Origin of the sequence: Flavobacterium cyanobacteriorum, assembly GCF_002251835.1 — a bacterium.
Classification (GTDB): Bacteria; Bacteroidota; Bacteroidia; order Flavobacteriales; family Flavobacteriaceae; genus Flavobacterium; species Flavobacterium cyanobacteriorum.
This window is the reverse complement of the sequence record NZ_NOXV01000253.1, coordinates 18,465-28,432: the sequence shown is the minus strand read 5'-3', so window position 1 is coordinate 28,432 and position 9,968 is coordinate 18,465. Positions and strand designations below refer to the sequence as shown.

Genomic DNA, 9,968 nt, shown 5'->3' with positions numbered 1-9,968 from the left:
TATTGATTTTTAATCAATTATGTTTTTTGTCGTGTACTAAACAAATTCAGTTAAACTGTCATTTTCTTTTGCAGGAAGTAGAACCCACTTGTTCTCACATCTGAAAAATTCAGTATCAATAATTTTTTCCTGTGCGTTTAAGGATGAGGCAGATAATACAAACAGGAGCAGTAAAATAATTTTTTTCATAACATATAGTTTGGTAGTAGCTAATATACAATATTTAGATTTTCCTGATGTTTTAGAGCAGCTTCAAAATATTTTCTGCAATGTAAACCCAAACCCGTATTTTTGCCGGATGGGAAAAAAGAAGAAAACCGATAAGATAGTTTTCAATAATGTAGAAGTGCTCGACGCCGGCGCTAAAGGCGTGTCGGTAGCCAAGGCACCCGACGGTAAAGTTATTTTTATTCCACGCGTAGTGCCGGGTGATGTGGTTGATGTGCAAACCTTTAAAAAACGTAAGGCATATTACGAAGGCAAGGCTGTGCATTTCCATGAATATTCGGCTGACAGGGTTATACCGCCCTGCCAGCATTTCGGGCCCTGCGGCGGCTGCAAGTGGCAGAATATGAAGTATGAAAAGCAGTTGTTTTACAAGAACCGCGAGGTGTATAACCACCTGAAACGCATTGGCAAGATTGAACTGCCGGAATTTGAGCCCATAAAAGGGAGCGACAAGCAGTTCTTCTACCGCAATAAAATGGAGTTCTCCTTCAGTAATGCCCGATGGATTACCGATGATGAAGCTGAAAGCGGCGAAGATATTGACAACCGCAATGCATTGGGTTTCCACATACCCCGCATGTGGGATAAGATACTCAACATCACAAAATGCCACCTGCAGGAAGACCCAAGCAATGCCATACGCAACGCCATACGTGATTTTGCCATTGCGAATAACCTTGCATTCTTCAACCCGCGTGAGCATTCAGGGCTGCTGCGCACGCTCATGATACGTACGGCTTCAACAGGCGAGATCATGGTGCTGATTCAATTTTTTGACGATAATAAGGAAGAGCGCGAATTGGTGCTGGATTTTGTTGCGGAGTCTTTCCCGGGAATTACCTCGCTGCAGTATGTGGTGAACCAAAAAGCCAACGACACTATATATGACCAGGATGTGGTTTTGTACAAAGGCCGCGATTATATCCTTGAGGAAATGGAAGGCCTGCATTTCAGCATCAATGCCAAGTCATTCTACCAGACCAATTCTGACCAGGCATATGAACTATACAAAATAACCCGCGATTTTGCAGGGTTAACAGGTAATGAGCTGGTATACGACCTTTATACAGGCACAGGGACCATTGCGCAGTTCGTGTCGCGCAAAGCAGGCAGGGTAATTGGCGTGGAAGCCGTTCCCGAAGCTATTGCCGATGCCAAAGAGAATGCAAAGCGCAATAACATTACCAACTGCGAGTTTTTTGTGGGTGACATGAAAGTAGTATTCAACGATGAATTCATCGCTACGCACGGAAGGCCTGACGTTATTATTACCGACCCGCCGCGCGATGGCATGCACAAGGACGTAGTGGAACAGTTGCTGAAGATTGGTGCAGAGAAGATTGTATATGTAAGCTGCAACTCGGCTACACAGGCACGCGACCTGGCACTGATGGATGAAATGTACAGGGTAACCCGTGTACGCCCGGTAGATATGTTCCCGCAGACGCACCATGTGGAAAATGTTGTACTTTTGGAAAAACGATAATACGCAACCACTGAGCCGCTATGAAAAAAGGAATAATCATGTTTATGCTGCTGCTTTCGGCAGCTTATTTTATAAGTTGTGAGAAAGATGATATATGCGCCGAAGGCACCCCCACCACACCAAGTGTAGTTATAGAATTTTATGAGCGGGATAACCGTACCCAACCTAAAAGCGTTCTTAATTTAAGGGTGATTGCTGAAAATATGGAAACACCTGTATTATTTAGCGGAAGCGATGTTACCAGCGCCAATACTATAAGGATACCCCTGCGCACTGATGCCGATACCACAACCTACAGGCTTATTTACAACGCAACAGCCACAAATGGTACCCGAAATGAAGACCGCATTACCTTCAACTACACCCGAAACGAAATTTATGTGTCGCGCGCCTGTGGCTATAAAACACACTTTTACCTGGGCCCTGACCCTAATAATGATGTACTACTGCAGGATACGGGAGATAACTTCTGGATAAGTGAGGTTGGCGTGGAACGAACTAACATTGAAGATCAAAATGAAGCACATATATACATTTATTTTTAGCCTTTTGCTGCTTGCCGCACCGGTACTCCGGGCACAGGAAAAAACTACTGATACTGTTGCCGCACCCCCGAAAACAGACCGCTACGGATTGCGCATAGGGGCCGACCTGCATCGTATTGCCCGCTCAGTATATGATGATGGCTATCGTGGTTTTGAAGTAGTAGCTGATTTCAGGCTTACCAAAAAAATATACATTGCCGGTGAAATAGGCAACGAAGAAAACACTGTTGATGACACTCAACTGAACTTTACCACAAAGGGAAGCTACCTCAAAATAGGCATTGATTATAACGCCTATGAGAACTGGCTTGATATGGAGAACATGATATATGCGGGCGTCCGCTATGGCGTAAGCAACTTCAGCCATACCCTCAACTCCTACCGGATTTATGATCCGTCAGGTTACTTTAACCAGGCGCCTTTTGTTGCGGGACGCGATTATGATGGTCTTACAGCACACTGGGCCGAAGTGCTGGGTGGTGTCAAAGCTGAAATTTTTGACAACCTGTACCTGGGTTTTAGCGTAAGGCTGCATCTACTGCTGGCTAACAACAAACCCAACAACTTTGATAACCTGTATATACCGGGTTTTAACCGCACCTACGGTGGCAGCTTCGGGGCAGGCTTTAACTACACCGTATCGTACTTCATACCCATTTATAAAAAGGCAAAGAGCAGGAAAGAAAAAAAATAAGAATAAACTTTTTTGACTGACATTTTATTATGAAGTTTTTAATTACCATCACCGTATTATTAACCCTAACTACAGCCGTTGGCCAGGAAAGCTATTTTAAAGCTTATGAAGGTACGTGGAAAGGGATTTTGGAAATATTTTCACCACAGGGCAAAGTACTTCATTCTGTACCAATGGAACTCCATATTGCACAAACAAATGGGGGACGTTTTACATGGAAAACCGTATATGACAACAAAGATATCAGGGATTACGAATTAGTAACTGTTGATGTAGCCAAAGGAAAGTACCGCATAGATGAAAAAAACGGTATCCTGATAGACCTTTCACTCTTTGGGAATAAATCCTTTACCTGTTTTGAAACAGGTGGCTACCTTATCTATGATTTATACACATTCAACAAGGACAGCATTATATTTGAGCTGACCTCATCAGCGCCCGGACAGGAAACAATAAGCGGTAACGGCACAGAAGAAAGCCCTAAAGTAACATCGCGGATACAGGTATCTTACCAAAAGGCTGTACTGAAAAAGCAGTAATCACAGTTTCCAGCCTTCAAAAACACCAAGCCCGAAAAGTGCGTAATCATATTTAACCGGGTCTGAGGCATCCATACTGCGCAAATGGGTATCAAGTTCATTCAGGGCCTTCAGGTCATCCTGTTTTCTTGTTATAAGTCCCAGTTTCCTCGCCACATTACCGGAATGTACATCAAGCGGGCATGATAATACTGCGGGCTTTATCTGTTTCCAGATACCCAGGTCTACCCCTGCCCTGTCCTGCCTCACCATCCACCGAAGGAAAAGGTGTATCCTCTTGGCCGCGCTGTTGCGGATAGGGTCTGCAATATGTTTCAGGGTACGCTGCTGGTGTTCTATCTCAAAGAACTTCTGTTTGAGGATAGTAATGGCTGCATGTAGCATATTACCTTTCTGGTTTTGGCTAAAGATTTCCTCAAGCCCGCCGTAGTTAATATAAATGTGCCTTAAGCCCCGGATAAAAGTGGTAAAGTCTGTGCCGTTGAACGTACGGTGGACAAAACTTTGCAGCGGTTCCAGATCACCGGGGCGGTGCGACATTACAAAATCATAGGGGCTGTTACCCATGAAGTTCATCATCCTGTTACAGTTGTTAACCACCATTTTCCGGTTACCCCAGGCTATAGTTGCCGCAAGGAAGCCGGATATTTCGATATCTTCCTTCAACGTAAAAGCGTGGGGTATCTGTATGGGGTCAGAACTTATAAAATCAGGATTATTATACAGTTCTGCCTTTTCGTCAAGAAAATCTTTAAGGTCGCTTAGTTTCATCCTCTTCATTCAGCCTGCAAATGTAGGGCATTTATGCAGCATTGCCTTTTGCAGAAAGACTTATGTATCTTTTTTATTTTACAATAATTTTTTTAGTAACAGAAAAGCCTTCTGATGCCACATTTATAAAATAAAGGCCGTGGGTTAGTGCTGAAATATCAACTGATGACTGCGCATCGGTTAAAACCAGCTTTTGCACTGTTTTCCCGGTTACATCAGTAATAGTGGCCACGGCTTCCGATATTTCCTGAAGGCTTACGGTAAATAGGCCTGAGGCCGGATTGGGATATACATGGAATTGCGCTAACCGTGAATTATCAGTTACAAAAAGTGCTTCTTCAACAGTGGTAGCTACAGTATTTGTAAATACTGGCGCATTGAAATCAAAAAAGACAGCTGCATTATTTTCAATTACATCACCAACCTCCACATCTGCCTTCGGCTTTATCCTGTAGGATATATAGCCCTGGCTTGCGGGTTCGTTAACGGAACTTGGCGGGAGGTTTATATTATCAAAAAAGAACATTACTTCGTTGCCTCTCCTCGCTACCCTGTAGCTGTGGCTCGAAGCCAGTGGCCTGAAAGTAATCCAGTCGAGCTTATCATCAAGATAATTCTCTATCCTGACTTTTATGGCTTCGGCTGTGCCTAAATTCTGGAAACGAATTACATAATGCAGGAATCCCTGTGCCTGGTCAGGTGTTATAGACTCCCCTTCGCGAACCGATATATCATTTGGATCATAAGAATTAACCAATGTATGTTGCACCATATCGGTATTGTTGGCAGCATTAGAGTCTATGTCTATCGGTGTCATCGCTGCCGTAAAAACAAGGATATCGCCACTTTGTGCTACCGGAGGTGTGACTACTGTAAATGTTATGCTGATAACCCTTCTCTGGAAAGGCAAAAGGTTTTCATAATTAAAAGATAAGGTATTGCCTGATTGCACCATTGCGGGAGCCGAATTGTTAAATACCAGTTTATCATCAGGAAATGCAAGTGTAACAGTCCCTGAGGCTACAGTAGTTCCTGCGTTCCTGTAAACAAGTGAGTAAGTGGCCGGAAAACCGGGACGTGCCTGTGAAACCGGTATTAAAGAAACAGCAACATCTGTTGTAGAATTAGGTACTGAAAGACAGAAATTTTTACTAACTTCCATCCCTGGCATATTTACAATATGGGCACTTGGCGTAACCGAGAAAGTGATATTGTTCTGTGATACCGTAACTACATTGGTACCTGCCGGTAAGTTGTTAAAGCTGTAATTTCCTTCAGCATCGGTGAAGGTCTGTATGGTAGTACTGCCCCCAGCGCAAAATATGCTGATGTTTTCTGCCGGAAAGTCTGTTGCCGTACATCCGTTATTATCCTGGTCAAAGGTAATTTTGCCGGAAACTGTGTTGTTATTGCACTGCGCCACGGTTAGGGTTAGCGGGATGACTGCCTGGCAGCCACTACCGGATGAAACTGCCCGGGCATAAACTATCGCTGACGGGCTAAAATAGGCATTAAAATTGCCAATAGGATTAACCCCCGCCAAGGCATCTTCTTCAGTGGCATGATATGTTATGAACGTACCACTATAGCCACCCGTGATTTCATTATTCTTCAACCCGAGGTTAAAAATACCGATGCCATTACTGGCATAATCACAGACTACCAGCGGTGTAGGATTATTAACCGGCAATATCCCTATTTCAATTGTAAAACTCTCCTCTGCCGTACACATTTGAGCTGTCTGTATAAAGATGTATATTAGCTGTGTAGTGGTTATAACTGTTCCGGCAGGAAGCATGGTACCTGTTCCCATGGAGCCAGTATAATAGTTGCCTGTAGAAAGTGGTGGAAGTATATAGGAATCACAGGCCACAACATTATCTGCTCCATTAAGGAACGGCAACGGATTAATGATGAGGCTAAACATAGTAATATCCCATGTGCCGCCGGCAAGGCTGCTAACCCTTGCATAAATAACAGTTTCTTCACCCGGGGCGACAAAAGCCTGAGGGTTAGCAATGGCCGGAGTACCCGCAACGGCCGAAGCTTCAGTAGTATAAAAATCAACTGTAAATTCGTCCGGATCCTGGCTTCCCAGTAACTGTGGCACCTGTACAGTAAGGTCAAACACATCATTACCACATTGTTCCAGGTCAGGCACAGGGTTGACAACTGCCTGGGCATAACTTCCCGGCTTCATCATACAAAGCAAAAACAGGAAAAATAATTTTAGTTTCATAAGTAGTTGGATTAGTAAACAAAGTTAAAACATTTATTGTGTTAAATTCTGCAACAGCCTTTAGGAAAGTGTTATAAAACATTTGGGAGCATTCCTGCGGTTATACCCTTAACTTTGAAAAAAATAAAACTTTGATGATGGAAAATAAAGCCTATAAAGGACAAATAGCGTTAATAACGGGAGGTACAAGCGGCATAGGCCTGGAACTTGCGCGATGCTTTGCAAAAGACGGCTATAATATCATCCTGGTAGCACGTACTCAGGAAGACTTAGAAACAGTGGCCCAGGAGCTTACGGCACAATATGGCGTAAAAGCATATGGCATTGCCGCAGACCTTATGCGGCAGGGCGCTGCAGAAAAATTATATGAGGAAATAAAACTGGAAGGGCTGCAAATTGATGTTTTAGTTAATGATGCCGGTCAGGGCGTGTGGGGCAAGTTTACCGAAACCGACCTGCAAAAGGAGCTGGATATAATCCAGTTGAACATAGTGGCAACGGTTATACTGACCAAACTTTTTCTAAAAGATATGGTTGCACGCAATTCCGGTAAGGTACTGCAACTGGCCTCTACATCAAGCAAAGCACCAACACCCCTACTGGCTGTTTATGCCGGCACTAAGGCATTCGTATATAATTTTACTCAGGGTCTTATAAATGAACTTAAAGATACCAATGTTACCATGACAGCCCTGCTGCCCGGCCCTACTGAAACAGATTTTTTCAATAAAGCCGGGGCTGAACATACCGTTGTGTACCAGGAAAAAGACCTGGCTGACCCGGCTGATGTTGCCAAAGACGGGTATGAAGCTTTACAAAAAGGAGAAAGTAAAATTGTTTCGGGTATGAAGAACAAGCTACAGATCACATTAGGCAATATACTGCCTGATGAAGCCCTTGCTGAAAATTACCGCAAACAAATGAATCCGAGCAAGAAGGATAAATAAGTAAATGCTGCCCCCCGTACCGCCATGATGGGGTGGCTTATTTTTTTATCTTACCTAACCATTGCTCCGTAAGGGCATCATAATCTATTGTAAAAGCCGGATCCTGCTTAACCAGACGGCGCTCTGCAAATCCCTGGCGCAAAAAACCTTCTATGTAATAATCCTCTGCCACCGTACCCGGGCTATATTTTGACTTAAGGTCAAGATCAAACATTTTTGCAATCCTGCTCGACCAGAAAGCTTTCCAGCCGCTTTTGTATTCTTTTATAAGTTCGAAGGTAGTACGCCCGGTCTGCCTGTAAATTAACTTAATTAGTACCTGGCCTTCTTTGCGTGAAAGTTTTTTAAGTTGCGCTTCAAATTCATTTTCCAGGTATTTCTCAACAATCTTTGAATATTTCCTCTTTTCTTTTTCTGTTTTTAGCTTCGCCATATTTGCATTGAGCATCGTCAGCCTCTCTGCCGCAATTTTTGCAAAAGGATATACTTTATAGACCCTTCGCTTCAGTATCATGAGCTGTTTCTTCATTTCAGGCGAAACAGTATCTTTTACATTTGAAATAACTACTTCGTCCATTAATAAATCAAATGCTATTGAGTCATTTTCAATACCCCTCTTTATAGTATCCGAAACAGGATCCTGTGCCCGGGCTGCAACCGAAAATAATAGAAGTAACAATATAATTACCCTTGTACCCATGAATTAATAATTTACGCCAAAATTATGCATTTATACATAACTATGCTTTGTTATTTATATTTTAGCGGAAAAATAATTTATGGCATCAAATAGTATACTGAACGATTCTTCTATTGCATTTCTTGAGAAATATTTAAACAATGCCTCGCCGACAGGACATGAATCCGAAGGGCAGAAAATATGGATGGAATACCTGAAGCCATATGTAGATACTTTCATCACGGACACTTACGGCACTGCGGTAGGCGTTATTAATCCTGATGCGGTATACAAAGTAGTAATTGAAGGCCACAGCGATGAGATTTCGTGGTATGTAAATTATATTACGGAAAACGGGCTTATTTACGTCATACGAAACGGCGGGTCAGACCATATGATAGCCCCGTCAAAACGGGTTAATATCCATACTAAGAACGGCATTGTAAAAGGTGTGTTCGGGTGGCCTGCGATACACACCCGAAACCGGGGAAAGGAAGAGCCGGCCAAAATTGAGAATATATTTATTGACCTTGGCTGCTCAACTAAGGAAGAGGTTGAAAAGCTGGGTGTCCATGTAGGGTGTGTAATAACCTACCCTGATGATTTTATGGTGCTGAATGGCAATAAATTTGTATGCCGGGCCATTGATAACCGCATAGGAGGCTTCATGATTGCAGAAGTGGCAAGGCTGCTGCACGAAAATGGGAAGAAACTTCCTTTCGGGCTATATATTACCAATTCAGTACAGGAAGAAGTAGGCCTGCGCGGCGCGGAGATGATCACTAAAACCATACGCCCACATGCCGCAATAGTTACTGATGTATGCCATGACAGCACTACGCCTATGATAGACAAACGTATAGAAGGTGAAACCCAGATTGGCAAAGGCCCCGTAATTACGTATGCCCCGGCAGTACAAAACAACCTTAGGGAACTTATAATTGAGACTGCGGAAAAAAATAATATCCCTTTCCAGAGGCTGGCATCATCAAGGGTAACAGGCACCGATACAGATGCGTTTGCTTACAGTAACGGTGGCGTGGCTTCGGCGCTAATATCGCTCCCTTTACGCTACATGCATACTACAGTAGAAATGGTACAGCGCGAGGATGTTGAAAATGTAATCAGGCTTATTTATGAGACGCTGCTTAACATGAAGGATAAAGACACCTTTAGTTACTACAGGTAAAAAATAAAAGCACCCTTTCGGGTGCTTTCTTTCTTTAGGCTCCTGCAAATTATGCATTAAGTGCGGCTTTTAGTGTGTCAATTGCCTGCTTAGCGTTAGAAAGCTCAGCATATTTCAGCGCGCTGTATCCCCTTTCGTCCTTCTCCTTCACGTTAGCGCCTTTAGCCAGTAACAGGTTGATGATTTCAACATTGTTATAACGTGCTGCAAGCATTAAAGGTGTCATACCGTTCGATCTCTCGTTGATATCAGCACCATACTCAATGAATTTTTTTACTGCTTCAACATCTCCTTTGCAAATAGCCTTTGCAAGAGGCGTCGTGTTGTTGTATTCCCTAACTAACTCAAACCGGGATGCAACAGTTTCAACATTTGCTGCTACGGCAACATTACCAAAAGCTACAAGAGCAAGCCCTAAATAAATGATCGTTTTTTTCATGATGATTGATTTTTAATTGATGATTTTATAATTTAAAAAATGTTGTTTAGTTCAGCACGGTTGATTAGGCCGTTTATTATAGTAGACGCTTCTAAGTTGCTGAACGTTACGCGTTATTATTTCATTTAACATTTTTTTAACATACATAATCTTACTATGCAGGCATACTAAAACACGGACATCCCGCACAGGCAGGATGTTCAGGTATAAAT

Annotated in this window: 11 protein-coding genes; 6 read left to right on the top strand and 5 right to left on the bottom strand. The window is 42.9% G+C overall.

Annotation, left to right across the window (positions count from 1 at the left end; translation table 11 throughout):
- Positions 1-36: 36 nt before the first annotated feature.
- Positions 37-189 carry a hypothetical protein gene (locus tag CHU92_RS15825; protein WP_165764616.1) on the bottom strand — a complete coding sequence of 51 codons (153 nt, stop codon included), beginning with the start codon at positions 187-189 and terminating at the stop codon, positions 37-39.
- 109 nt (positions 190-298) lie between these two features.
- On the opposite strand from CHU92_RS15825, the gene rlmD reads away from it, so the two are divergent.
- Genes rlmD through CHU92_RS08155 form a run of 4 tightly spaced genes read left to right on the top strand, consistent with a single transcriptional unit; the run spans position 299 to position 3,492 of the window.
- Positions 299-1,714 carry a 23S rRNA (uracil(1939)-C(5))-methyltransferase RlmD gene (gene rlmD / locus CHU92_RS08170; RefSeq protein ID WP_094414449.1) on the top strand — a complete coding sequence of 472 codons (1,416 nt, stop codon included), beginning with the start codon at positions 299-301 and terminating at the stop codon, positions 1,712-1,714.
- A 20-nt stretch (positions 1,715-1,734) separates the two neighbouring features.
- Positions 1,735-2,259, top strand: a complete 525-nt coding sequence (locus CHU92_RS08165; RefSeq protein WP_094414445.1) for a DUF6452 family protein — start codon at positions 1,735-1,737, stop codon at positions 2,257-2,259.
- Positions 2,231-2,953 (top strand): DUF6048 family protein, encoded by a 723-nt coding sequence (locus CHU92_RS08160; RefSeq protein WP_094414443.1) that lies wholly within the window; start codon positions 2,231-2,233, stop codon positions 2,951-2,953. The genes CHU92_RS08165 and CHU92_RS08160 overlap by 29 nt, the downstream gene beginning before the upstream one ends.
- 29 nt (positions 2,954-2,982) lie before the next feature.
- Complete coding sequence (locus tag CHU92_RS08155; RefSeq protein ID WP_094414441.1) at positions 2,983-3,492, top strand: hypothetical protein; 510 nt, start codon at positions 2,983-2,985, stop codon at positions 3,490-3,492.
- Here CHU92_RS08155 and CHU92_RS08150 read toward each other — a convergent pair whose 3' ends face one another.
- Both CHU92_RS08150 and CHU92_RS08145 read right to left on the bottom strand, forming a co-directional pair.
- Entirely contained in the window at positions 3,493-4,263 is a 771-nt protein-coding gene (locus tag CHU92_RS08150; RefSeq protein WP_094414439.1) for a TIGR02757 family protein, read from the bottom strand.
- Between the two features lie 73 nt (positions 4,264-4,336).
- Complete coding sequence (locus tag CHU92_RS08145) at positions 4,337-6,502, bottom strand: DUF7619 domain-containing protein (RefSeq protein ID WP_094414437.1); 2,166 nt, start codon at positions 6,500-6,502, stop codon at positions 4,337-4,339.
- A gap of 134 nt (positions 6,503-6,636) precedes the next feature.
- Between CHU92_RS08145 and CHU92_RS08140 the strand changes: the two genes are divergently transcribed.
- Positions 6,637-7,449 carry an SDR family NAD(P)-dependent oxidoreductase gene (locus CHU92_RS08140; protein ID WP_243389573.1) on the top strand — a complete coding sequence of 271 codons (813 nt, stop codon included), beginning with the start codon at positions 6,637-6,639 and terminating at the stop codon, positions 7,447-7,449.
- Positions 7,450-7,486: 37 nt separating this feature from the next.
- On the opposite strand, the gene CHU92_RS08135 is transcribed toward CHU92_RS08140, so the two are convergent.
- Positions 7,487-8,149: a DUF4294 domain-containing protein gene (locus CHU92_RS08135; RefSeq protein ID WP_094414435.1), complete on the bottom strand. Its 663-nt coding sequence runs from the start codon at positions 8,147-8,149 to the stop codon at positions 7,487-7,489.
- Between the two features lie 79 nt (positions 8,150-8,228).
- On the opposite strand from CHU92_RS08135, the gene CHU92_RS08130 reads away from it, so the two are divergent.
- The gene (locus CHU92_RS08130) at positions 8,229-9,317 is read left to right on the top strand and encodes a M42 family metallopeptidase (RefSeq protein ID WP_094414433.1); all 1,089 of its coding nucleotides are present in this window, start codon (positions 8,229-8,231) and stop codon (positions 9,315-9,317) included.
- A 49-nt stretch (positions 9,318-9,366) separates the two neighbouring features.
- Here the strand turns inward: CHU92_RS08130 and CHU92_RS08125 are convergent, their stop codons facing one another.
- Positions 9,367-9,756 carry an ankyrin repeat domain-containing protein gene (locus CHU92_RS08125; protein WP_094414431.1) on the bottom strand — a complete coding sequence of 130 codons (390 nt, stop codon included), beginning with the start codon at positions 9,754-9,756 and terminating at the stop codon, positions 9,367-9,369.
- Between the last annotated feature and the right edge of the window lie 212 nt (positions 9,757-9,968).

Coding starts and splice junctions, on each gene's coding strand:
- CHU92_RS15825 (WP_165764616.1), bottom strand. CDS start 189: ATGAAAAAAATTATTTTACTGCTCCTGTTTGTATTATCTGCCTCATCC.
- rlmD (WP_094414449.1), top strand. CDS start 299: ATGGGAAAAAAGAAGAAAACCGATAAGATAGTTTTCAATAATGTAGAA.
- CHU92_RS08165 (WP_094414445.1), top strand. CDS start 1,735: ATGAAAAAAGGAATAATCATGTTTATGCTGCTGCTTTCGGCAGCTTAT.
- CHU92_RS08160 (WP_094414443.1), top strand. CDS start 2,231: ATGAAGCACATATATACATTTATTTTTAGCCTTTTGCTGCTTGCCGCA.
- CHU92_RS08155 (WP_094414441.1), top strand. CDS start 2,983: ATGAAGTTTTTAATTACCATCACCGTATTATTAACCCTAACTACAGCC.
- CHU92_RS08150 (WP_094414439.1), bottom strand. CDS start 4,263: ATGAAACTAAGCGACCTTAAAGATTTTCTTGACGAAAAGGCAGAACTG.
- CHU92_RS08145 (WP_094414437.1), bottom strand. CDS start 6,502: ATGAAACTAAAATTATTTTTCCTGTTTTTGCTTTGTATGATGAAGCCG.
- CHU92_RS08140 (WP_243389573.1), top strand. CDS start 6,637: ATGATGGAAAATAAAGCCTATAAAGGACAAATAGCGTTAATAACGGGA.
- CHU92_RS08135 (WP_094414435.1), bottom strand. CDS start 8,149: ATGGGTACAAGGGTAATTATATTGTTACTTCTATTATTTTCGGTTGCA.
- CHU92_RS08130 (WP_094414433.1), top strand. CDS start 8,229: ATGGCATCAAATAGTATACTGAACGATTCTTCTATTGCATTTCTTGAG.
- CHU92_RS08125 (WP_094414431.1), bottom strand. CDS start 9,756: ATGAAAAAAACGATCATTTATTTAGGGCTTGCTCTTGTAGCTTTTGGT.